Here is a 26,189-nt window from a genome sequence, read left to right as displayed (position 1 = left end):
ATTAAAAAATAGTTTCATGAACAAATTGAAGACAATTCTAGTCGTTCTTGCCATGTTTTTTGGGGGACAGTTATTTGCAGAAGGAATTGATTTTAAACAGATCACATTTGAGGAAGCGTTAACCCAGGCACAGCAGGAAAACAAATTGGTTTTTATCGATTTTTATACGGAATGGTGTGGCCCATGTAAAATGATGGCTAACAATGTTTTTCCGAACGAACGAGTAGGAAATCTCTATAACCGGGAGTTTATCAATATTCAGTTGGATGCCGAAAAGGAAGGAAAGGAAGCGGCTCGTAAATATGGCGTAAACGCTTATCCAACCACTGTATTTATTAACGGTAAGGGCGAAATGGTGTACAAGAAAGTTGGATACAGAGATATCCCGGATGCCATTACCATGGGCAAAGAAGCCATTGCTGCTGTAAGTAACGGTTATAGCATGGCCGATCTGAAGGCTGAATATGAAGGTAAGAAAAATGACGAGCGGTTTTTAAAATTATACATCGCGAAGATGATCGAGTACCGGGAAGAACCCTACGATGCCATTGAAGCCTGGCTGAAGGTTCAAACCGAGATTAAAGAGAACGATGTGGATATGATGGAATACCTGTTCGATCACCGGAAGTTCCTGTTGATTGATGGCAAAGCTGAGGAAATCCTGAAAACGAACTACAACGAATATTTTGATATTGCCACACGTGCTGAAGAAAAGACCCTGGAAAGTCTTCAGGCAACTATGGTTTACAATACCCGGCAACTCGCGTATAAAACCCGTGATGCCAGACTTATGCGTGCCTTTATAACAAGCTGGAAGGAACTACCGGGCAGTGCGGAGAAAGCTGATGAACTGAAAGGCTATGAGCTGAACTACTGTTTTCTGGCAAATGATGGCGAAGCTTACAAGCAATTGGCTACGGCTTATATGGATAGCATGATGGGAGCTAAGACGTTGGAGCAAATTCGTACTGAAGATCAAGCGGCTTACGACGATTATAAAGCGACAAAATATGCGCCCAGCATTATGGGAAACCTGACTTTGGAAAAAATGGCTGAGGGAGTTGAAGCGACTGCGCAAAAAGACGCCATTGTAAAAATCGGTTCTAAATTTTTGAAATTCACGGAGAACAAGAAAGAATATAAGCAAGTACTTAGCTGGATTGAATACGGCGATCAATTGATGCCGGGCAATTCGGATCTGCAAAAGCTTAGAGCGGATGTGATTCGTAAGAAGGAAAATACCGAGAACTAGTAATGAAAAACGTTAACCGCACGATAAATACAGAAAAAATGAAAAAAATATATTCACTTATTCTTCTTCTGGCTGCACCGATGCTTCTTCTGGCCCAGGGAATTACTTTCGAACACGGTACTTTGGAACAAGCACTGGCTAAAGCAAAGGCCGAAAGCAAACTGGTCTTTATTGATGGTTACGCTGTTTGGTGTGGACCCTGCAAGCACATGGCAAAAACGGTTTTCCTGGAAGATACGGTCGGAAAATACTTCGATGAGAATTTTGTTGCCTTGAAAGTTGATGTGGAGCGCGGAGAAGGGCCTGAAATCAAACGCAAATATGGAATTTCAGGTTTGCCGGGTTACGTTTTTCTGGATGGAGATGGCGTGGTCGTTTATCGATTCGAAGCATCGATGCCAACTGAAAAATTTATGAAAGAAGTAGCATTGGCAGTGGCTTACGGCAAGGATCCCAATAGCGCGGGACGTTTGGCCGAGCGCTACTCTCAGGAAAAGGATAACGAGCAATTCGTGCGCATGTATTTGGATAAGCTGAAAGAAGCGAAGTCGACCGGTTACACCGATATCGTGGAACATTACCTCGACATTCAAACAACAATGCCGGAAGCAAGCAAGGAAATGGTGACGTTCCTGGCCGACCACAGCGGGGAACTGATTTTTGGTGGTAAAGCTGACGAGATTATTCAACGCAACAATGGCTCGGACGCCTGGAAGCTGTGGGTGCGCAAAGATATCCGTGAGATCTTCCAGAAGTTGCCTCGCAGTATGGTTGAAAGCACAACTGATTACGCCATTTTAAAACGCGATACCACCATCCTTGAATATGTTTTGACTCGTGCAAGCGAAGCGGGAGCCAGTGTGGATGAAGCCCAGCGTAAACGCCTGTACATTTTCTACTACGAAAAATCGGAACAGGGCGAAAAATACAAAGCCTTGGTGCACGACGACAACGAAGCCTATATTCAATCTTTGGATGTGGCAAAATTGCGTGCAGATTACGAAGAAAACCTGCGCCTCCGGGCGGAAGGCGATAGCCGTGCACTCTATTCCCATCCATATGCGATTCGTAATAGTACACAGATTTACAGCATGGTATTCGCGTATTCAAAATTTGTAACAACCGAGCAGGACAAGGCCGATGTGGTTCGTTGGATGAAGGCAGCTTACGACATGATTCCGGGCGATGCAACGGTGATGAGCCAGTATGCCAACATTCTGTACAAGTTTGGTGGCGACCAGGAACAGGCGATTAAAATTGCAGAAGAAGCATACGAAATCGCGCAAAAAGAAGATATGAAACGCGGTGTTTCAATTAAAGCCGACCTCGATTTGATGAAGGAAGGCAAGGAAATTAACCTGAGCTAATTTGCACACAAAGAACTCAACGATGATTAAAACAAGAAATAAGCTAGTAGCCGTTTTGCTTTTTGGGGTGTTGTTTGCCGGACAAGCATTGGCACAGGGAATCGATTTTAAGCACATCGATTTCGAAGTGGCACTTGATCAAGCCAAAGAGCAGGACAAACTTATATTTATCGACTTTTACACCGAATGGTGCGGACCATGTAAAAAGCTGGCGGCTGGGCCGTTTAAAGAGCAGGCCAATGGTGATTTCTATAATCAGAACTTTATCAGCCTGAAATTGGATGCAGAGAAAGAAGGCAAAGAGGCAGCCGCACGTTACAAGGTCACTGCTTACCCGACGATGCTGTTTGTTAACGGTGATGGCGATATTGTCCACATGGGCGTGGGCGTAACAAAAGGCTACGACATGATTGGCTTTGGAAAAGAAGCTTTGAATGCTGCAACTGCTAAATACAGTTGGGAAAAGCTGCAAACTATGTATCCGAACAAACAGGATGACGAGGCTTTCCTCAAACTGTATCTTCAGAAGATGGATGAGTTTGGGTCGGATGCTTCAGAGGGCATTGATGCCTGGCTGAAAGTGCAAACCGAATTTGATGAATCGAGTGAAGAGATGCTGCAGTTTTTGATGAAGAATCGGGAGAACATGTATTGTGGAACAAAGGCGGAGGAGATCTTCAATGCCAACTATGAACATTACTTGACCCTGGTGTCGGGTAACCAAAGGATTAATGTTGAGCGTTTTCGCCAAGGCATGTTTGCACGTACATTGAAAAAGGCAGAGAGAAGCGGAAGTGCTTCCTTAATGCAAGTATTGATTGATCGCTATCAGCAATATGGAATCAAGCCGAGAGCAAACGAAAACCTGCAAACCTTTCAGATGGACTACTATCGCTTTTTAAAGGATTACGATACGTTTAAGCAATTAGCGGAAAACTATGTGGATAGTTTAATGAATTTGGAATCAGTTAAGGAGATTCACGAGAGCGATGCAGAGCTTTATAAATCATACTCCAAAGGAAAAGTCGCAGGAAAAGACGCCTATACCGACTTGATGCTGGAAAGATATAAAGAAGGCATGACGGCTGGCGCGCGGGTGGATGCAATAACAGAAGTGGGCCAAAATTATTTAGCCGTGATGGAGGGTAATCAAGAAACGAAAACGCTGAACAAGTGGATTGATTACTGTTACGAATTGATTCCCGGCCAATACTGGGTGGATAACCTGAAAGCCGATTTGCTTTACAAAGAAGGTAAAACAAAGGATGCGATTGCGCTCAAGTCAGCAGCGATTGAGAAAATGCCGTTCAACGTTAAGAAGAAAGTCAATTTTCAGCATGAGTTGGAACTGATGGTGCAGAATGAAAATTGATCCGTGCATCAGTCAAGCCAAACATTTATTGTGGATTTTTTTAACAGCTTCATATCGAGCGCCATCGGGCAGTTTTTAGTTGGAAGATTGGCTCGGGCGCTCTTTTTCTTCAATTGCGGGTTCTGAGGTGAGACATACTTTTTTTCTTCCAGCAACCCGCAAATTCAACATTTCAAGAATATAAATATCAAAATAATTTTCAGCCGAAAATTGAATCAGCTATGAGAAAACTATTTCTTTTGCTGATGGGAGTTGTTCTCATTGGCACGTTGTCGTTCGGGCAACAGTTTACCGATTTGTCGCAGGAAGTTCCGTTTGATTCCTCGATTCGAAAAGGCGTTTTGCCAAATGGCTTGACCTACTACATCAAGCATAACGAGAATCCGAAAGGGGCGGCCAGTTTCTACATCTACCAGAACGTGGGTGCATCACTCGAAACTGATGAGCAGGATGGTTTGGCTCACTTCCTCGAACACATGGCTTTTAACGGGACAACCACATTTCCCGGAAAATCAATGCTGGACATGCTCGAGAAAAATGGTGTGAAATTCGGCCGCGATGTGAATGCTTACACCACCCGCAACGAAACAGTTTATAACATGAGCCGTGTACCGACAGCGAACGAAGGTTTGGTGGATTCGTGTTTGCTGATTTTGCGCGACTGGTGCGACGAACTCTCGCTGGACGAAGCGGAGATTGATGCCGAACGTGGCGTGATTTCCGAAGAATGGCGTACCCGCAGAAATGCTTCATTCCGCGTGCAGGCCAAAACAGCACCAATCATCTTCAACAATACCATTTATGCTGAGCGCGATGCGATTGGCGAGTTGGATGTGATTAAAAATTTCGACCCGAAAGAATTGCGCTCGTTTTACCACAACTGGTACCGCACCGATTTGCAAGCGGTAGCGATTGTGGGAGACATTGATGTGGATACCATCGAGGCAAAAGTAAAGGAACTGTTTTCGGCCATTCCGGCCATTGAAAATCCGATGGCGCGGACGGTAGTTGCCATTCCGGATAACAATGAACCCATGTATGTGCAGGTGATGGATCCGGACTATAAAAATGTGAGTGTCGATCTAAAAATTCGTTACAAGAAACGGAACAATAATAGCTTCGCGGATTTGCGCGAGAACTATCTCAATAGTTTTTTCAATTCGCTGCTGAGTTCCCGCATTAAAGAACTGGTACAGGAATCGACACAGCCATTCAAGCGCGGAAGCGTTGGTTTGGGTAGCCTGGAGCGTGGTTACGGAACCTTCGATGTGTTTGCGAGTTGCGAGCCGGGTAAAGAGCAAGCTGCTTTCGAAGCCGTTTATACCGAGTTGGAGCGGGTGCTTCGCTTCGGTTTTACCGATACGGAGCTCGAACGTTTGAAAACAAACATGTTGGTGAGTGTGGAAAACAGCTACCAAAAGCGCGATTTAATTGGTGCTGAAGCTTATTGCAAGGCGATCAAAACAGCCTATCTGGAGCAGGTGTCAATTCCCGACGCGGAGTTTAAATACCAGTTCGCCAAAGAAATTATCCCGGGAATTACGGCGGAAGAAGTTTCGGCTGTTGCAAAAAAATATTTAACGGACGTGAATCGCTCTTATGTGATCACCGGTCCGGAACGCGAACCAGGTACGGTGTTTATTTCGCCGAAGGAAATTGAGGCAATTATTGCCAGGGTTCAAAGCAGCGATTTAGCGCCCTACATCGACAATGCGCCGGTATCGACCGAGCTGTTGAGCAGCCTGCCGGAAGCCGGAGAAATCGTCTCGGAAAAGAAAATCGAAGAATTTGATGCAACCGAATGGACCTTGTCGAATGGTGCGAAAGTGGTGTACAAGTTCGACGACTACGTGAAAGAAGCGGTGGTGTTGAGCGGACAAAGTAGTGGCGGTCGTTCGTTATACGGAGTGGAAGATATTCCGTCATTCAATGCAGCTGCTGATTTTGTTAGTGGCTTCGGAATTGGTGAGTTCGATCCGATTCAATTCAAAAAAGTAACTACGGGCAAAACAGCATCCTGCGGTTTCGACATCGGTAGCTATTCCGAGTCAATTTCGGGAAGCACGAAGGTTGCCGACCTGGAGACCATGTTGCAGTTGGTGTACATGCGTTTCGAAGAGCCACGTTTCGACAAGGATAACTTCGACCGTCTGATGGAAATTAATTACCGGAATGCGGAAAATGAGGTGAAAACCGCGAAGTCGATCATGCGCGACACACTAAGTTCAATCTTGAGTAACGGCAACCCGAGATCGTTGAAGTTTAGCAAAGAGTACCTCGACCAGATCAATTTTGATCGGATGAAGGAAATCTACCAGGAGCGTTTTGACAACGCCGGCGACTTCACATTCTTCATTGTTGGCGATGTATCGGAAGAGGAATTAAAGCCATTGGTGGAGCAGTATCTTGGTTCAATCCGTTCAACCGGAAAAACGGAGAAGTGGGTGGATACCGGAGATTACTATCCGACAGGCAAGCACGAGTATCGAATTGAGCTTCCAATGCCTGATCCGAAGGCAACCGTTGTGTTGAAATTCAGAAATGATTACGACTACTCGAGAGAAGCGGTGGTGTATCAAAGTATATTAGGTTCAATCCTGAATTTGCGTTACACCGAAAATATTCGCGAAAAGGAAGGTGGTACCTACGGCGTATCGGTAAAACCGAGCTTTACGCGCATTCCGGATGTGAAATACGGATTGAGTATTCAGTTTGATTGCGATCCAACTAAAGCAGACTATTTAAAAGAATTGGTTTATAAGGAACTGAAGGTCGTTCAGAAGAATGTTCAACAAGCCGATTTGGATAAAGTTGTTTTGAACATGAAGAAGAACCTGGAACAGCAGGTTGAAAATAATGGTTACTGGATGTCCGTTCTTCAAACGTACTATGCCACCAGCGAGAATAAGCTGGATCCGGCGTACTACGAAACCATCATCGAAAATGTGACCACTAAAGATATCGCCAAGGCAGCGAAGAAATTTCTGAAAAATGCCGACGTGTTGGATGTCGTCTTCTTATCGGAAGATAAGATTTAACAAGGACCCATTTCTGCTTTATAATTATAAAGTTTCGGTAGAGCTGCCCGGAGTAATCCGTGGCGGCTCTTTTGTTTTATAGGGTCGTCATTTATCCCGGGAGCAATACTATTTTACAAAAAATATCGTTTGAAAAGAATCACTTATAAAAACACCCTAAATGTCAACCTTAACTCTTGAATTCACGAAGCTGGCTCTTTCAAAAAAACGTCGTCGCTGGCAACTCTATTTTGTCATGGTTACCGAACATCCGGACGATAACGATAAAATGCTGGTCAGCTCTTTCCCCGATCCTTATATTCGATTAAAACCCAATCAGGATAATGTGATTTCATTTGAGCCGGAGGGTGGTCCCGGAGCCGATGGTCTATTTGTACTCGAGCGACCGTTACCTGCAGATAACAGGATTAAGACTCGCTTGTACTTGTTTCAAAGTCGAAAGGAACTGCGCCATCTTGGAGAAGCTTTAACTGATTTACAGTCGACATTAGGCGGTGATGCCTTCGAAATTGTAACGGATGCCTTAGGAACCAGTGTCCCTTGGCTGGTGATTGCCAAACGCGCAGTACCTATGGTTGGGAATATTCTTTGCGACATCAAAGACCGGAATATGGGTTTTGTTTCGTTGGACGAATCGTTTGACGAGATCAGTGAAACCAATTCCTGTTTGGTTCGGGCCAATGGATTCAGCACCGGTGAGGCAAAGCTTTGGTGGAAATGGAAATTGCATAAATAATACATTTCCAGAGGAAATTTCCCTCTGTTGGATTGAAAATGAACGTCACACCTTTGATAGTTCGGTGCTCCTGTCCCTTCAAAATATTTTGCGAAATTCTGGTTTAAAGATGCGCTAAATGAACTGCTGCGCCGATGATGCCCGCATTGTTTTCCATTTGCGCCGGAACAACAGGTGTTTCGATGGTAATTTCCTCTTCGAACTTATCCATCTTTTTGCTGACACCGCCTCCCACGATAAACAGGTTCGGGTTGAACATCTTTTCGTAATAGGCAAGTGATTTGTTGAAGCGTTTGCCCCACTCGGGCCACGTAAGTTCTTTTTCCTTCCGCACCGAATCGGCCGTGTAAGTCTCGATGGTTTTACTTTTAAATTCCAAATGGCCCAATTCCAGGTTTGGCACCAGTTGCTTATTGATGAAAATAACCGTACCAATTCCGGTGCCAACGGTCAATAAAAATACCATGCCTTTTTCATCGCTTCCGGCTCCAAAATGAATCTCTGCGATTCCGGCAGCATCGGCGTCGTTAATACCGACAACCTCGCAACCTGTTTGCTCCGAGAATACTTTGTTGATCGGGTAGCCTACCCATTCTTTGTGAATATTGGCAGCGGTAAGCACAACGCCGTTTTTAACTACCCCCGGGATGCCGATGCCCACTTTTCCTTTCCAATTGAAATGGCTGATGATCTCATTAATAACCTCCAAAACCGCATCGGGCTTTGCAGGCTGTGGTGTTTCAATCCTGTGTCTTTCAGTACGCAGTTCGCCTGTGGTACTGTCTACAATTGCTCCTTTAATGCCGGAGCCGCCAAAGTCTATTCCAAGTACATCCATCTTTGTTGTATTATGCCGTAATTTACCAAATATTATTTTGGAATGGCAAATCGAAAGCTGACTAAATTCAGGTATTTGGGCAGAAAGGTATTTTCAGGTTGGACAAACAGGAGAGATCAGAGATTGGTTGGAAAAGTCTTCGCAACCAGTACTTTTCTGATCAACAGTTGCAGAATATTCCCAATTGACTAATTTGTCTCTGGGGTAAATTGTCTGAACAACAGCCGCTATTATTTAAGTGGTCATGTATTCGGCAAATATTCTGTAAAAATCACTTGTTGAAATGTACCAACGCTTTCCATGTTTTTGCGCCGGGATTTTGCCGGATCGGATGTGTTTGCGGACAGTCTTATTGGTCAGGCTTAGTTTGTCGGCGACGGCTTCTACGGTCAGTAGAGTTGTATCTGTGTTTTTCATGACATTAAATTTTATTTGAATACCTTTTTATAAACGTGATTCTGTTTTCTGCTTGATAAGGATTCCAGATGCCTGATTCGTCTCCATGAAAGCTTCAAACGGAAAGACGATGTTTTCAGATCTCTAAAAGGTTATACGCGTATGGAAGGGATTGTTTCCTGTTTGTCTTCATACGTCAATGTGCAAGCATAATTTTGTTCTTCGGTATTCAGTTGCTACCGTTTTCGATATTCCCGGGGAGACAGTCCCATCACCTTTTTAAATTGGCGGGAGAAATAGAATTGATCGTCAAAGCCGATATCGCGGGCAATGTCTGCTATTGATCGGTCATCAGAGTCCAGCAGGCGGCAGGCTCGTTGAATTTTCAATTGGATAAAATAGTCTATGGGTGAGTGTCCGGTCCGGTATAAAAACAAACGTGAGTAGTGAGATGCTGACAGCTTTACGGCGGAGGCCAGTTCATCCAACTTAAATTTTCGGTTGATATTTTCGAGCATGAAGTTGATGCTTTGACTTACCGGATCTTTACTGAACTGTTCGTTGATTGACCGAAATTGGGTGAGGTAAGTGAAAGAAGCAATCAGGCGGGGAAGCGACTGGCTGATATATTCCAGGTTTTCAAAACTGTGACCGCGCTCGAGAATGTAAAAAAGCTCGTTGAAAAGCTCAAGGCGTTCGCTCGTTCGCGAGTTGCTGCTTCGTGGTACGGGTATTGCCTGGAGCCCTGGCTTCCCCAAATGCCTGGCTTTCGGTCCGGCAAAATGAATCCAGTAAATAGACCAGGGATTGTTGGCATCGGCAGAGTAGGCGTGGGGCACTCCTTCGGGGATGATGAAGAAATGATCGGCAGGAAGTTGCATTTTCTGGTTTCCAACGATGATGTTCCCGGTTCCTTCCACATTGTAAATCAAAATGGTTTGGTCACTTCCGGTCGGCCTTTCCCTGAAATGGTGGCGTGCTTCGGGGTAATAACCAATATCAGTGAGGTAGATGTCATTACATAAAGGTGATATTTTTAGCTGGTCGACAATTCGCTCCGGAATAACATAACTTTGTTGTCCTGGAAAACCATCTTGTTTTTTCATTATGTCAGTCTTCGATTTGAATAGTTAATGTTTGCTGGTTTCGCTTTGATCTCGACTTGGCGATTAATGGCCTTAAATATAGCTTTTTGTTTGATTTTTATGCTGTGTTGTTATTCAGTTGTTCTAAATATACAATGATAAAATAATCCATATTTTTGCAGGATAGTTCATTTCCGGGCCAACAGATGAAAGCTATTTTTGAAAAACTAAATCAACTACTGTGAACCACTACAAATTTAATCAGCCTTTTATTTTAGGAATTACCTTGGTTTCTGCCATGGGAGGACTGCTCTTCGGTTACGATTGGGTGGTTATTGGCGGTGCAAAACCTTTCTACGAACGATTTTTCGATATCGCCAATTCGCCGTATCTCCAAGGTTGGGCCATGAGCAGCGCCTTAATTGGTTGCCTGTTTGGCGCCGTATCGTCAGGCTATTTAGCCGAGCGCTTTGGTCGTAAAATTCCGTTGCTGGTTGCTGCGGCTTTGTTCACCATTTCAGCCTTTGGTACCGGAATGGTAGACCAGTTTACCCCTTTTGTTTTTTATCGCTTAGTCGGCGGCCTGGGTATTGGCCTGGCATCTGCCATTTCACCCATGTATATCGCCGAGATCTCACCAGCGGCTATTCGTGGTCGTTTGGTATCGGTGAACCAGTTAACGATTGTGATCGGGATTTTGGCTGCGCAGTCGGTTAACTATTTTATCGCTGAAGCCATACCTGCGGGCGCTACCGATGTTGAGATCCTGAATTCGTGGAATGGACAAATGGGCTGGCGGTGGATGTTCTGGGCCGAGTTGGTTCCGGCATCGCTGTTCTTTTTGCTGGCTTTCATTATTCCGGAGAGTCCACGCTACCTGGTTAAGAAAGGAAATCTTTCCAAAGCAAAAGCAATTTTGAGCCGGATTGGCGGTGATGCTTATGCGGCCGAAGAGGAGAAGAATATAGAACAAAACTTAAAGAATACGCCGTCAAAGGTGGATACGAAAGAATTGCTATCGCCTAAAATCAAACCAATTCTGGTCTTGGGAATTGTGCTGGCTGTGTTTCAGCAATGGTGCGGTATCAATGTCATTTTTAATTATGCCGAAGAAATTTTCACAGCCGCCGGCTATTCCGTTGGCGATATGCTGTTCAATATCATTATCACTGGCGCTGTTAATCTGATCTTCACTTTGTTGGCGATGAAAGTCGTTGACAGTTGGGGAAGACGGAAACTGATGATTATCGGTTCAAGTGGTTTGGCTGTAATCTACTTTATTTTAGGCGGAAGTTACATTCTTGAACTGCAAGGCTTTGTTGTGTTGATCCTGGTGTTGTTGGCCATTGCCACTTATGCCATGACATTGGCCCCGATTACCTGGGTGGTACTTTCGGAGATCTTTCCCAATCGCTTACGCGGCGCAGCGATGGCGGTTGCCACTACGGCGCTGTGGAGTGCCTGTTTTGTGCTCACCTATTCGTTCCCGATTTTGAATGACCTGCTGAAAGCCGGCGGAACATTCTGGTTATACGCCCTTATTTGCCTTTTAGGCTTCCTGTTTATCTGGAAAAAATTGCCCGAAACCAAAGGTAAATCGCTCGAAGAAATTGAATCTAACTTTTAAATATCCGACCTCATGAAACGATCTATCCTGGCCTGGTTATTCCCGCTATTGGTATTGGCAGCTTGTGCTCCAAACTCGGACAATCGCATTGATTTGTCCGGCGAATGGCAATTTGCAACTGATCCTACCGACATGGGAAAAACGGAAAAATGGTATGCTGAAAATTTGAAGGAATCTGTTTTGTTGCCGGGTTCTATGGCCGAAAATGATAAAGGAGACATCCCCGATTTATACACCCCATGGACTGGGACGATATATGATAGTTCGTTTTATTTCAATCCGGCTTTGGAAAAGTATCGCCAGCCAGGAGATGTGAAATTTCCATTTTGGTTGACGCCAAATAAATATTACAAAGGAGCAGCCTGGTACCGTAAAGAAGTTACAGTGCCCGAAAACTGGTCGGGTAAACGGGTCGTATTACACCTGGAACGCCCGCACTGGCAAACCTCGGTTTGGGTGAACGATCAAAAGGCCGGATACGAAAATAGCCTTTCCACGCCCCATGATTACGATGTGACTAAGCTGCTAAAAACCGGTAGCAATTTCATCACCGTTTGTGTGGACAATCGCACCGATTCAATCAATGTTGGCCCTGATTCACACAGTGTCTCAGATCACACGCAGGGCAACTGGAATGGCATGGTGGGCGAGCTATATTTGCAAGCCGGATCGCCTTTGTACATCGCAGATATGCAGCTTTTTCCGAATATCGAAACGAAAACGGTTAAGGCAATCATTCAGTTGAAAACGGAAGATGGCAGCGCTGTTGATGCTGAAGTGCATTTGCAGGCCCGACTGAAGACTGGTGACGCGAAAACATTGCCAATGGTCAGCCAGAAGGCTCAATTTTCAGCTGGTGGAAAAGTGCTGGAAGTGGAATACGATATGGGGGACGACGTCAAACTTTGGGACGAGTTTAGCCCGAATTTGTATGAAATGACCGCAACGCTTGAAGCAGCCGGAATGGAAACCGATGAGCTTCAGCAAACATTCGGTATGCGAAAAGTTGAAATTGCCGATGGCAAAATCCTGGTGAACGGCCGTCCCGTATTCATGCGCGGAACATTGGAGTGCAATACCTTTCCATTAACCGGCTATCCGCCAACTGATGTGGAGTCGTGGAAGGCAATCATGCAAACCTGCAAGGAGAGCGGCTTAAACCATATTCGTTTTCACTCGCATTGCCCGCCCGAAGCTGCTTTTATTGCTGCTGATGAGTTGGGAATGTACGTTCAGCCCGAAGCGGCTAGTTGGCCCAACCATGGCACTTCGCTGGGCGATGGCCGTCCGACTGATGATTATATCGTGGCCGAAACCGAGCGCATCATTAAAGCCTACGGTAACCACCCTTCCTTTGTGATGTATGCCTACTGTAATGAACCTTACGGAAACTATGTGCCTTTTCTGGATAAAGACTTGCAAAAATGGAAAAGTAAAGATCCGCGTCGGATCTACACGGCTGCCGCAATTGGGCGTAGCTGGAGCGTGAACCCCGAAAGTGAATACCTGGTGCGCTCTATTCCGCGCGGACTTCCGTTCAACCTTCAACCCAATGCAACATTCAACTACGACGAGCGCATTGCCGACGAGAGCCGACCCTACGTAACGCACGAAATGGGACAGTACTGTGTGTTCCCCGATTTCTCGGAGATCGAAAAATATACAGGTGTGTATAAAGCCAAGAACTTTGAAATGTTCAAAGGGATACTGGAGGACAATCATATGGGCGATCAGGCTCACGATTTCCTGATGGCTTCCGGAAAGCTGCAGGCACTTTGCTATAAAGCTGAAATTGAAGCCGAGTTCCGGACTACAACGCTGGATGGTTTTCAATTGTTAGGCCTGAACGATTTCCCCGGACAGGGTAGCGCCATCATTGGTATGCTCAACGTATTTTGGCAGGAAAAAGGCTATGTTACCAAAGAGGAAATTAGTCGCTACTGCAATGAAACCGTACCATTGGCCGAGTTCCCGAAATTCGTATTTACAAATGACGAAAGCCTGGATTTCCCGGTTTCAGTTTCGCATTACGGAGCAGAAGACTTGAAAGATGTGATACCAACTTATAGCATTGCAACAGTAAGCGGAGATACTTTGGCAACCGGTGATTTTGGAACACAGACCATTACAATCGGGCAATTGAGCACGTTGGGGACACTTGATTTTCCGTTGGATGAGCTGTCAAAAGCCGTTCAATGCAAATTGGAAGTAGATGTAGCTGGATTCATGAATAGTTGGGACTTTTGGGTTTTCCCAGCCAAGCAATCGGCTCTTGAAAAAGATGATATTTACTATACCGATAAGCTGGATCAAGCTGCGATGGAAAAACTGGATGCCGGAGCTTCTGTGTTGCTCGATGCCTCGGGTAAAATTGAAAATGGGAAAGACATCGTGGCTAATTTCACACCAGTATTTTGGAATACTTCCTGGTTTAAAATGCGGCCTCCGCACACCACCGGAATTTGGGTGCAGGAAGATCATCCGGCTTTGAAAGACTTCCCAACATCCTACCATAGCGACTACCAGTGGTGGGAAATCGTAAACGGCCAGCAGGTGATGTGCATTGACAGTTTCCCGCCTGCGTTCCGTCCCATCGTTCAACCCATTGATACCTGGTTTTTGAGCCGCCGCCTAGCCCAATTGTTCGAGGCCAAAGTGGGGAATGGAAAACTGCTTGTTACTACGCTAAATATCGAAACTACTAACGGGCCGGCGTCAGCTCAGCTGCGTCAAAGCCTTGTGAACTATATGAATTCCACATCATTCCAGCCCAAATATGAATTGGATGCGGCAGTGATCCTGGAACTGTTTGAAAAGAAAGATCGCCAGGGTGTGAATTTGTACACCAAAGGAACGCCTGACGAACTGAAACCTACTACTCAAAAAACTCAGAAGAAATAATGAACGCAAAAGCATCGCTCGAGAAGTTGATCATTCCAACTTACGAGTTAGGAAAGTCAGAAATTAACCCGGTTTTTTTCGAAAAAAGGGTTTACCAGGGCTCATCCGGTAAAGTATACCCGGTGCCTTTTATCGACAAAGTGTACGATCACAAAGTGGATAAAGAGTACCAGGCAGCGATTTTGGAGAATGAGTTTGTGAAAATGGTGATGCTTCCCGAAATCGGGGGGCGTATTTTCGAAGCTCAGGATAAAGCCAACAATAACTACAATTTTTTCTACCAGCAAAAGGTGATCAAACCGGCTTTGGTTGGTTTGGCCGGGCCATGGATCAGTGGAGGTGTGGAGTTTAACTGGCCGCAGCACCACCGTCCAGGAACCTATTTGCCAACAGATGTTTACATTGATGAGGAAGCTGATGGCGCCAAAACAATCTGGATGTCGGAATATGATCCGATGTACCGGTTGAAAGGGATGCACGGAATTCGGATTCGCCCGAACAGCGCGTTGATTGAATTGCGCGGACGCCTGTTTAACCGCACGCCGCTAACGCAAACTTTCCTTTGGTGGGCCAACGTGGCTGTTGAAGTGCATGGCGATTACCAGAGCTTTTTCCCGCCTGATGTGCATTACGTGGCAGACCACGCGGTGCGTGCTCAAAGTAGTTTCCCTTTGGCGGAGAACGATTACTACGGCATTCCTTATCACGAACGACAAGGCAAAAATGATTTGCGTAACTACAATAATATTCCGGTGCCAACCAGTTACATGGTTTGCGACACTAAATACGATTTCTTCGGCGGCTATGACTTTAAAGAAGATGGTGGATTTGTGCATGTTGCCAATCGTCATATCGCTCCCGGTAAAAAGCAGTGGACCTGGGGGAATGAAGCCTTTGGTCGTGCCTGGGATCGCGAGTTGACTGACGAAGGTGGCCCGTATTTCGAGTTGATGGCCGGAGTTTATACCGATAATCAACCGGACTTTACCTACCTGTTGCCATACGAAACCAAGACTTTCTCACAATTCTGGTGGAGCTACAAAAAACTGGGGCCGGTCCAAAATGCGAACAAAGATTTGGCAATCCGTTTGGAAATTCAGCAAGGCAATAAACTGGATTTGGGAGTTGCCGGTAGCCGTAAATTTGAAAATCTGCAATTCATCCTGCTTATCGGAAACGGGAAAAAAGTATTCGACAAACAAAGCATATCACCTGAACAACCCTGGAAAGACAATTCCATCCAAATTGAAGCCGGGCAGGAAAATTCAATTTCCCTGATCGTATTGGATGAACAAGGAAAGGAATTAATTGCCTATCACCATCGTGAGATCAGCAAGGAGCGGAATCGCAAACTGGCGTTTGAGCCCAAGCAACCGCACGAGGTTGAAAGTGCCAACGAGCTGGAATTAATTGGTGAGCACCTGGAGTTGTATCGTCACCCAACCCGCTACCCGGAACCTTACTGGCGCGAAGCGATCAAAAAAGATCCGAAAAGCTACAAATCATACATTGCATTGGGGCGTGTCGAATTGAAGAACGGTAAGTTTGTTGAAGCCGAGCAGAACTTACGAACCGCAATGGAGATCATGACCACTTATCATCCCAACCCGGCATCGGGCGAGGCGCATTATTTCTGTGGTTTGGCTTGCTCGTTACAAGGACGTAAAGACGAAGCTTACGGACTGTTCTACAAATCGACCTGGAATTTTGAGTGGCGTGCAGCTGCATATTACCAATTGGCGACTATAGATTGCCTAAAGGGCGATTATAACACCGCTTTGGAGCATTTGGAAGCTTCGTTGGATACCAATCGTCAAAATAACAAGGCGACTATTTTAAAGGCCATTGTGTTGAAGCATCAGGGAAATAAGGAAGCCGCACAAAGCGCATTGACTGAGCTTTTCAAAACAGATGCGTTGGATCAATGGGCGAAATTTGAATTGGCCAATAAATCTGTTGAATATGCAGACTTTATCCAATCGTCGCGCAATGATGCCCAGACCATTTTGGATATTGCTTTTGATTATGCAGAGGCTGGTTTCTATGCGGAGGCCATAGCTGTGATTGAATTGCATCACGAAAAAGAAATTCCGGCGTGTGCAGTGCCGAATCCAATGGCCGAGTCAGTCATGACAGAGTTCACTCTGGCCTGGTTGTACCAGCAGAATGGCGAATCTTCCAATGCTGCTGAAACGCTTAAATTGGCAAAAACAGCTTCCTGTGATTATGTGTTCCCTTCGCGCATCTACGAGCAATTGGTGTTGGAGTGGGCTTTGCAAGTCGATTCTGAAAATACGGTTGCTGCTTTCGGGCTGGGGAACTATTACTTCAACCTGAAACGCCACAAGGATGCCATTCGCGTTTGGGAAATGGCAGCGGATGCCGGCAGCAGTTACGGAACTTTATACCGGAACTTGGGTATCGCTTACTGGAATACTTTTGAGGATGGAGACAAAGCCAGACAAGCGTTCCAAAAAGCGGTGGAGCTCGCTCCAAACGATATGCGAGTTCGGTATGAATACGACCAGTTGCGCAAAAAATTGAATGATGATCCGAAAGATCGCCTGGAAAGCTTACTGCCGATTCTGGATCAAATTACAACCCGCGATGACTTTTCTGTTGAACTGGCTGCGCTATACAATTTCAATGGCGACTATGAAAAAGCCTTGGATTTGATGGAGAACCGCAACTTCCACCCCTGGGAAGGTGGTGAAGGCCAGGTGTTGCGGCAGTATACTTACGCGTGCCTGAAATTGGGGCAGACAGCGTTGGTTGCAGGAGATGCGGAAGTTGCTTTAGACTATTTCCGGAAGTCGGTGGAAACACCGGATAACCTGGGCGAGAAGTACCACCCCTTGCAGGCAGTGGCACACATCAACTATTGGAAAGGAATGGCGCTGAAAGCCTTGAACTTAAAAGATAGTGCACAAGCTCGTTTTACCGCCAGTACCGAAGAGGAGGGCGACTTTATTGACATGGCCGTGAGTGCTTACTCCGAGTTGTCGTACTACAAGGCACTTTCGCTAAAGGAACTGGGTAAAGCGGCAGAAACAGAAGATTTGCTGAAAAATATAAAAGCATTCGCTGAAGCCAAGCTGAAGGAGAAAGTACAGATTGACTATTTTGCGACTTCGTTACCACTGCTGCTGGTTTTTGAAGACAATCTGCAAAAACGAAATACAACCGATGCGAAGTTTCTGATCGCATTGGCAGAATTGGGCCTTGGAAATCATAAAGCGTCTATGGCGCTGACGAAAGAAATATTGGAGTTAAATTCAATGCATGTTGGGGCAATTGATCTGGCTATGGAATTAGCCGAAGTGCATTCACATTGATTGCCTGAAACAAGCTTTAAAATCTATTCAACCGAACCATTATGAGATACATCTTCTTTTCGATACTACTGATTTTAATTGGATACGGAACCAGCGGAGCACAAAACCTGAAGCGCATCGATGCGTCGAAGGCCAGTTCAAAGGTGGTATCCGGGCAACTAAAAATGGGAAATCCCGGCCCAGAAGGCAAAACGCTGGAAGTGAATAACCACTACCTGACACTAAACGGAAAGCCAATTATTCCGGTGATGGGAGAGGTGCACTACTCGCGTATTCCAACGGAACAGTGGGAAGATGTATTGCTGAAGATGAAGGCTGGTGGTGTGAACATCATTGCGGCCTATGCCCTCTGGAATCATCATGAGGAAATAGAAGGGCAGTTTGATTGGAGCGGTAATAAAAATATCCGCGAATTTGCGAAACTCTGTGCAAAACATGATTTGTACTTTTACCCCCGCATTGGCCCCTGGTGTCATGCCGAGGTGCGCAATGGGGGTACGCCCGATTGGATTCTGACGAAAAAAAATATCAAAGATCGTTCGAACGATCCGGTTTATCAGCATTATGCCGATGAATGGTACAAACAGGTTGGCCTGCAGTTACAAGGTTTGATGTACAAAGACGGTGGCCCGATCATCGGTGTTCAGCTGGAAAATGAGTACCGCAAAGGAAAAGGTGGCGAAGCGCACATTCTATGGTTGAAAGAAACTGCGAAGAAATATGGTTTCGACACCCCGCTGTACACCGTTACCGGTTGGCAAAACGGCTCGGTTCCTCCCATGGAAGTAATTCCACTGTGGGCTGCGTATCCGGATGCTCCCTGGGCCGATAACCTGCGACGCAACGAAGACAAAAAGGACTTCCTGTTCAAAAAATACCGGGATACCGATGCCGTTGGCGACAATGTGCAAAAGGACCGCGAGGCTTACATTGATTACGACGCTTATCCGTACTTCACCTGCGAAATAGGTGTTGGAAATATGAATACCGATCACCGCCGGTTGCAAATCGGGTCGCGTGATGGTTTGGCACTGATTATGGCCAAAATGGGATCGGGGAGCAACCTGCCCGGTTACTACATGTTTGCCGGTGGCACTAACCCGTTGGGGCAGTTAACAACCCTGGAAGAAAACCGCGAAGAAAGTGGTTACTACAATACCAACCCGGTAATTTCCTACGATTTTCAGGCGGCGATAAACGAGTCCGGTCGCTTGAATAGCCCCTACCACGAGGTGAAAAAACTACATTACTTTTTGCATGAATTTGGTGACCGCTTGGCACCCATGGTCCCGGTGTTTCCCGAAGATAATGCGGACTTTCAGTATGTGGTTCGATCATCAGGTGAATCAGCTTTCGTTTTTGGTATGAACTATTTCCGCCATCACGACTTGGAGGCATTGAAAGGTGTTCAGTTCGAAGTGAAGTTGGCCGGTGGAACGGTAACATTTCCATCGAAACCCGTTACTATTTCGGATGGCGCAATTTTTATGTGGCCAATGAATTTTGCCTTGGGAAATATCAGTTTGAACTACGCCACGGCGCAACCACTTTGCCAGGTAGGTGACAAATGGATTTTTATAGAAGATGCCGCTGCATCGCCCGAATTTAGCCTGAAAGCTGCAGGCTTAAGCAGCGTAACTGCCAGTACGGGTAAAGTAAAAGAGAAAGATGGTAACTATGTGGTGAGCGGCCTGAAGCCGGGTGTTGATTGCGAAATTACTATGAAAGGAGCAGACGGAAGCACGCAAAAGATTATTGTGTTGTCGAAAGCGGAAGCTTTGAATAGCTGGCTGCTGGATCTCGAAAATGGTGAAAAAGCTATTTTCGTGTCCGATGCTGATTTGTATGCCAATCAAGGTAAAGTCTACGCTTTCGATACGAACCCGAATATTTCTGTGTTGAAACTGAATGCCGAAGGCGATCAAAACTTCGAAAAATACGAATATCAACTACCCGAGAAAAAGCTACAGCTTGAAGTTGAAAAAGTTGAGCCACTTAAGAACGCGACTTTCCTGAAAACATCGGCTGTAGATGAGTTGGACAGCAAAAGCATCCTGCTTCACCGTTTTTTCCTGAAAGAATTCAGTTTGAATAATCCGTCGGAAGTAAAGCGCGCTGAACTCCTGATTTATGCCGAAACGGAGTGCAAAGTTCAGCTGAACAATCGCTGGGTGAACCAAGTGGTAGTGCCCGGGCAATTAACGGTACTGGATGTAACCGGTTACACGCAAAAAGGCGAAAATAAACTGATGCTGGATTTTCCGTTTGAAGCCGGCGATAAAGCCTTTGCGGCAGAACTGCAGGTGGAACATTTAAACTCGAATCGGGTTACGTTTGCCACGAACCAGGCTTGGTTGATGCGGGATTCGTATATCTATCCCAGTTTCTCAACCGGCTTTGGAGGTTTTTCTGCGCCGGAACAGGTTGATCGACTTGAAATTAGCGGAACGGAACAATTGGCGAATCAACACTATGAATTCAGTTTGCCCGAAGGTTATGCCGATGGCCTGAATAATGTGTACATGCAAATTGACTATACCGGCGACAAAGGGAAGCTGTATTTCAATCAACTGTTGGTGGCCGACAACTTTTACAGCGGCGATTTATGGGAGATTGGGCTCAACCGACTTCACCTATCGCTGGATGGTCAGCCACTGAAATTGGAAATTAGTCCGCTGCCAATCAACGCTCGGGTGTATTTTGATGATGCGGCGGCTAAGGAAGCGGCGACAAACGTTTCTGTGAAATCGGTGAATTTGGTTCCGGAATATTGCGTGGAAGTCGAATTTTAAACGGGGGATTTATCTCGGGTTCGACAGAGCAGAAGTTGAGTGAAAGTCCCGTGAATTAAGGTGTTTGGCATTTGTATTATTGCTTGTCAATATTACCTTTATCGACGAAACTGCAATTCATTGGAAAAAACACCTTCATATCGATCGGATGAGATAACGACCTTTTTGTGGCACCAAATACAAAATGGAGATAAAGAGGCCTTTGAGATCTTTTTCAAGGGCAACTATTTGAAATTTTGTGCTTTTGCTAACCAATACACCCAAAATGTTGATGACGCACGCGAGGTTGTTCAGGAGCTGTTTATTTACCTATGGGAACATCAACAACGGCTTTCTGAAGTAAAGTCGATTAAAACGTACATCTTTTCGGCTATTCGGTACAACAGCATCCGCAAGCGAAAAGCCAGTAGGGAGAAAACACTGGAAATTTCGGATGTACCCGAGGAAGAGGTGATGGTCGATTTTCAAAGTGAGCTGGAATATGCACAGTTGCAGGAGCAAATTCTTGAAGCGATCGACTCGCTTCCACCGCAATGTCAGCGAATTTTTAAGATGAGCCGTTTTGAACGAATGACGTACAAACAAATAGCCGAGGTGTTGAATATATCTCCGAAAACGGTCGAAGTACAGATTAGTAAAGCTCTTCGTGGTCTTCAAAAATCGTTCGATAGTAACCTGCTGGGACTGGTCATTTTGCTAATGACAAAAAAATAATTCAATTTTTTTCATAATCGAATAAGGGTACCCCTTGTTTTTTTACTCTAACTAGTGAAGGGTAATTAAACCGATATCTTATGAAATTAGAAATACTCATTCAATATATTGAAGGTTCTTCGGATGAAAGCGTGAAAACACGCGTTGAAGAATGGCTTGCCAAGGATGAAAGTAATTCTGATTACTTGACGAAAGTAACGAAAGTTTGGTCAAATATCGACGAGCTTAAAGCGCTGGCGGCCATTGATGTTGATACCGACTGGGCGTTTATTGAAAAACGGATTTCAGCAAAAAAAGTCGCTGATTCCGGTACTGCAGTTGTCCGGAAGATGTGGTGGGCTACTCCGATGTTGAAAATCGCTGCATCGTTGCTCATTTTAGTCGCTCTTGGCAGTGCAATTTGGTACATGCTCGGAAATAAGCCGACTACGACGGAAATGGCACAAAATTTCTACGAATTTAATGTGCCAATGGGCCAAAAATCAAGTTTGACTCTTCCTGACGGAACCAAAATCATGGTCAACGCGGGAAGCACATTGCGGTTGCCCAAGCAAGATATGGTTGGGAAACGGGAGATATGGTTGGAGGGTGAGGCCTTTTTCGAGGTGACAAAAAATCCGTCGAATCCCTTTTACGTAAATACTCCGAATATAGAGGTCAAAGTTTTGGGCACGAGCTTCAATGTTCGGGCTTACAAAGATGAACACCTGGTTGAAACAACTTTGGTTGAAGGGAAAGTAAATCTTACAAACCGATACAGAGAAGAAGATGAGGTGAACCTTACGCCAAATCATAAAGCAATTCTGTTACTCGATAAAGACGTGAAACTATCCGCGTCAGTTGGTCGCGACTACAGCCAAAATCTGAGGTTGGGACGGATACAAGTGTCTGATGAGATTGATCCGCAGAATGCAATTTCCTGGACGAAAGGTAAACTGGTTTTCAAAGAGGAAAACTTCGAATTTATCGCCGAGCAGTTGGCGCGCTTCTACGGTGTTCGAATTCACATTGAAGATGAAAGTCTCAAATCAAACAAATATTCAGGAACCATTAAAAATATATCGCTCGAACAAGCTTTGAAGGCTCTGCAGATGATCAGTGAATTTCAGTTTGTGATCAAAGACGATGAAGTGTTTATCAAAAAATAACAATTGCCTATGCGCTAAGACCTAAATAAACAGAAAGCCGAAAGAGCCAAGCTTTCAGCTTTCTGAAACTAGTTAACTCAAAGTAATCGTTCCGCCAAGAATTCAGATTACTAATTGTATAACCAAAAATAGATCGACAATTTATGAAAAAAAATGGATTGTGGTACAGCAATTCGTACAGGATTAATGTGCCCTTAATTTTGAAAAAAATGAAGCTAACTATTCTAATGATTTGTTTGGGAATCATAACCTCTTTCGGGTCTGTGTATTCTCAGAATTCAAATCTGACTTTTAAGCTTACAAACCAAAGCTTGAAGAATGTGCTATCGGAAATCGAGAATCAAACAAATTTCTCGTTTCTGTACCAGGCTAAATCGATAAATCATGAGCAACGCGTCAGTATCGATATGACTAATGCCGACATCACGGATATATTGGATCAGCTGTCGGAACAGGCGCATTTTCAATACAAGATTTTAGATAACTCTGTAATTGTCTTAACCGGTGGAGGAGAGTCGGGGAGTGTGCAGCAACCGACGAAGGTAACAGGAAAAATCACCGACGATACTGGTTTCCCGCTGCCGGGAGTAACAGTAGTCGTAAAAGGAACAACTGTAGGTACAGTAACTGATGGCAATGGTGAATATATTTTGACAGATGTTCCTGCAGACGCCATTTTGATTTTCTCTTTCGTTGGTATGCGTGCGCAGGAACTTCCGGTGGCCGGAAAGTCGAATATTGACGTGGTATTGGAAGAAGAGTCAATTGGTCTCGACGAGGTGGTTGCCATTGGTTATGGTACGGTATCAAAGAAGAACCTGACAACAGCGATCTCGAAAGTGGAAACCGATGATATTCAAAAATCAGCCTCTTCAAATATGAGCCAATTGATGGTTGGTCGTGCTGCCGGTTTGCAGGCAACTGTTACCAGTGCACAACCTGGCGGTGCGGTTGATATTTCTATCCGTGGTGGTGGCGACCCAATTTATGTGGTTGATGGTATTGTTATGCCAAGTAGCTCTCTGGAATCCGGATCGGGTGGTTCCACAACAGTTGTTCCTTCTTCAGTTAACCGTGGTGGTTTAGCCGGTTTGAATCCGGAAGATATTGAATCAGTTGAGGTTTTGAAAGATGCTTCGGCTGCGATTTATGGTATTGGTGCTGCCAACGGTGTTATTTTAATTACGACTAAGAAGGGTAAAAAATCACCGATGAATATCGATTACAGCGGTAGTTATTCATTTGTAAAGAACTATCCGTATACTAAGTCGTTGAATGCGACCGATTACATGGGCCTCGTAAACACCTTCAGTAAAGAACAGTATTTGTATAACCACGATATGGGTGCCTATGGTAACAATGCCTACGACAATGGATGGACCCCCGCGTTTTCCGATTCTGAGATAGCCAATGCAAAAAGCTACGACTGGGTGGATGAAGTTTTGCGTAATGGTGCAGTTAACAACCATAACCTGGTAATCAGAGGTGGTAGCGAAAGGGTTACCTATTATGTGTCGGGTAACTACTACAACCAGGAAGGTACGGTAATGAATTCGAGCATGGAGCGTTTCTCCATGAGAAGTAACTTGTCGCTGCAGTTGACTGACTTCCTGAAATTGTCAACCATCGCCAATGTCAACCGCAACAAATATGGAAACTCCAGTGTCGGTGGTGCCAGTAGCGGGCGCGGATCGCAAGCTGCCGGTGCACTGACTGCCGCATTGTCTTATCCGTCGTATTTGCCAATTAAAGATGAAGACGGCAATTATACCCAGTTCAGTTACATTCCGAATGCTGTGTCGATGCAGGATATTGATGATGCGACAAATTCTGATGGAACGTACTTGAATTTCATTGCTGATATTGCGCTGGTGAAAGACATGTTGAATGCAAAACTGGTGTACGGAAACAACAAGGAAATGACAGACCGTTACGTGTATATTCCTTCCACTGTATATTTCGACCAGATGTACCAGTCGCGTGGTAACATCGCTTACGATGGACGCGAGAACCAAACATTTGAGGCAACGCTGGCTTTCAATAAGGAATTTGGAGAGTTCATGAATATGGATGTTGTAGTAGGTGTTGGTAAATACCTAAACTCGTCCAAAGGTTTAAGTTTTGCTTACGACACGCAAAATGATGTGATTGGTAATGACGATGTGAGCGCCGTAACCGGTAATATGAATCCGGATTCGTACAAAAATGAAGATGAAAAGCGCTCACAATTCCTGCGTGCCAATTTCGATATTCTTGACCGCTATGTAATTGCGACGACCCTGCGTCGGGATGGTACCGACAAATTCTTCCCGGACAAGAAATATGCATATTTCCCATCTGTCTCTGTTGCCTGGAAAATGACCAACGAGAATTTTATGAAAAACATTCATTGGTTGGACCTTCTGAAACTGCGTGCCAGTTATGGTACAACAGGTGACGATAACCTGGGATCAAGTTTGTACGGAACCTATTCGCCCAGCTTAGTTATTAAGTTTGACGAAGGTAACGAGGTTTATTCGTCGTATGTACAGGATGGTGTTGATTATCCGAACGTGACCTGGGAAAAGACTGTCATGAAAAATATTGGTCTTGACTTCTATTTATTCAAAAATAGAATTTCAGGTAGTTTTGATGTATTTCGCAATGATGTAACAGACATGTTAGGTGATGCCAATACGGCAGGACTGTCCATGTTCGGTACTTACCCAATTAACGGGGGCCATATTCGCCGTCAGGGATGGGATGCTTCTTTGACCACAGAAAATATAAAAACAACAGACTTCCTGTGGAAATCGGTTTTAACGCTTTCTAGATACAACTCGCTTTGGAAAGAACGTTTCCCAAATTACGATTACAACGATTATCAAATTCGTGACGATGAGCCAGTCAATGCCCGCTACTACTACAAAACCGCAGGCATGATCAATGCTGATCTGAGCAACATTCCTTCTTCTCAACCAGAAGATTACGCCAAAGCCGGTTTCCCGATTATTGTAGACAATAATAACGACGGTGAAATTACAGTTGACGATGTGGTGATGAGTAACGAAGTACCAAAAATTTATTTTGGCTTTGGTAACACGTTCACGTATAAAAACTGGGATTTGGATGTATTCGTTTATTCTCAGCTTGGCGTTAATAAATACAACTATGCCTGGGAGTGGGCTGATGCCGCATCGTTGGCTAATCAAACCAACAATGAAAACAAATTTGCATTCGATTTGTGGAGTTCTGAGACCAACCAGGGTGGTCGTCTTCCCGGTTATGCCTACGAAGCTTCCAGCGTATCGTTACCCGGGGGCGCTGGCATCGATGTAATGTATCAAAATGCATCTTTCCTGAGGTTCCGTAATATCACATTGGGGTACAATCTGAGTGGGAAACAGTTGGGATCTGTAGTTGGCAAGTGGGTGAAGAATATCCGACTGTATGTTGATGCACAAAACCCTATTACCATCACCAATTTCGAAGGATATGACCCTGAAGTTCGCTCCGGAGGCAGCCAAAAAACTTTCTCCGCCGAATATCCTCAGGCAAGAACCTTCACCATTGGCGCTAAAATCAATTTTAACTAATAAAACTGATCAC

Annotated in this window: 15 protein-coding genes; 12 read left to right on the top strand and 3 right to left on the bottom strand. The window is 45.0% G+C overall.

Annotated elements, in window-relative coordinates; all coding sequences use genetic code 11:
- Positions 1–16 precede the first annotated feature (16 nt).
- From BC643_RS06270 to BC643_RS06250, 5 genes are all read left to right on the top strand, one after another.
- Positions 17–1,252, top strand: a complete 1,236-nt coding sequence (locus BC643_RS06270; protein WP_120272284.1) for a thioredoxin family protein — start codon at positions 17–19, stop codon at positions 1,250–1,252.
- Positions 1,253–1,290: 38 nt separating this feature from the next.
- Positions 1,291–2,619: a thioredoxin family protein gene (locus BC643_RS06265; protein ID WP_170154477.1), complete on the top strand. Its 1,329-nt coding sequence runs from the start codon at positions 1,291–1,293 to the stop codon at positions 2,617–2,619.
- 22 nt (positions 2,620–2,641) lie between these two features.
- Positions 2,642–3,991: a thioredoxin family protein gene (locus BC643_RS06260; protein ID WP_120272282.1), complete on the top strand. Its 1,350-nt coding sequence runs from the start codon at positions 2,642–2,644 to the stop codon at positions 3,989–3,991.
- Positions 3,992–4,212: 221 nt separating this feature from the next.
- A complete protein-coding gene (locus BC643_RS06255; protein ID WP_120272281.1) occupies positions 4,213–7,029 on the top strand; it encodes a M16 family metallopeptidase in 2,817 nt (938 codons plus the stop codon).
- Positions 7,030–7,189: 160 nt separating this feature from the next.
- On the top strand, positions 7,190–7,765 hold the full coding sequence (locus BC643_RS06250; protein WP_120272280.1) for a hypothetical protein: 576 nt from the start codon (positions 7,190–7,192) through the stop codon (positions 7,763–7,765).
- 103 nt (positions 7,766–7,868) lie between these two features.
- Here the strand turns inward: BC643_RS06250 and ppgK are convergent, their stop codons facing one another.
- From ppgK to BC643_RS06235, 3 genes are all read right to left on the bottom strand, one after another.
- Positions 7,869–8,603 (bottom strand): polyphosphate--glucose phosphotransferase, encoded by a 735-nt coding sequence (ppgK, locus tag BC643_RS06245; RefSeq protein ID WP_120272279.1) that lies wholly within the window; start codon positions 8,601–8,603, stop codon positions 7,869–7,871.
- A gap of 234 nt (positions 8,604–8,837) precedes the next feature.
- The gene (locus BC643_RS06240; protein WP_120272278.1) at positions 8,838–9,020 is read right to left on the bottom strand and encodes a helix-turn-helix domain-containing protein; all 183 of its coding nucleotides are present in this window, start codon (positions 9,018–9,020) and stop codon (positions 8,838–8,840) included.
- Between the two features lie 215 nt (positions 9,021–9,235).
- Positions 9,236–10,105, bottom strand: a complete 870-nt coding sequence (locus BC643_RS06235) for an AraC family transcriptional regulator (RefSeq protein WP_120272277.1) — start codon at positions 10,103–10,105, stop codon at positions 9,236–9,238.
- Between the two features lie 220 nt (positions 10,106–10,325).
- On the opposite strand from BC643_RS06235, the gene BC643_RS06230 reads away from it, so the two are divergent.
- From BC643_RS06230 to BC643_RS06200, 7 genes are all read left to right on the top strand, one after another.
- Complete coding sequence (locus BC643_RS06230; protein ID WP_120272276.1) at positions 10,326–11,711, top strand: sugar porter family MFS transporter; 1,386 nt, start codon at positions 10,326–10,328, stop codon at positions 11,709–11,711.
- Positions 11,712–11,723: 12 nt separating this feature from the next.
- Positions 11,724–14,612, top strand: a complete 2,889-nt coding sequence (locus BC643_RS06225; protein ID WP_120272275.1) for a glycoside hydrolase family 2 protein — start codon at positions 11,724–11,726, stop codon at positions 14,610–14,612.
- Entirely contained in the window at positions 14,612–17,947 is a 3,336-nt protein-coding gene (locus BC643_RS06220) for a DUF5107 domain-containing protein (protein WP_120272274.1), read from the top strand. The genes BC643_RS06225 and BC643_RS06220 overlap by 1 nt, the downstream gene beginning before the upstream one ends.
- 41 nt (positions 17,948–17,988) lie before the next feature.
- Positions 17,989–20,739, top strand: a complete 2,751-nt coding sequence (locus BC643_RS06215) for a beta-galactosidase (protein WP_120272273.1) — start codon at positions 17,989–17,991, stop codon at positions 20,737–20,739.
- Positions 20,740–20,859: 120 nt separating this feature from the next.
- Complete coding sequence (locus tag BC643_RS06210) at positions 20,860–21,453, top strand: RNA polymerase sigma-70 factor (RefSeq protein ID WP_170154476.1); 594 nt, start codon at positions 20,860–20,862, stop codon at positions 21,451–21,453.
- A gap of 80 nt (positions 21,454–21,533) precedes the next feature.
- A complete protein-coding gene (locus BC643_RS06205; RefSeq protein WP_120272271.1) occupies positions 21,534–22,601 on the top strand; it encodes a FecR family protein in 1,068 nt (355 codons plus the stop codon).
- 143 nt (positions 22,602–22,744) lie between these two features.
- Complete coding sequence (locus tag BC643_RS06200; protein ID WP_120272270.1) at positions 22,745–26,176, top strand: SusC/RagA family TonB-linked outer membrane protein; 3,432 nt, start codon at positions 22,745–22,747, stop codon at positions 26,174–26,176.
- Positions 26,177–26,189 lie beyond the last annotated feature (13 nt).

Origin of the sequence: Mangrovibacterium diazotrophicum (assembly GCF_003610535.1) — a bacterium.
Taxonomy (GTDB): domain Bacteria; phylum Bacteroidota; class Bacteroidia; order Bacteroidales; family Prolixibacteraceae; genus Mangrovibacterium; species Mangrovibacterium diazotrophicum.
This window is presented reverse-complemented; position numbering and strand designations above follow the sequence as displayed.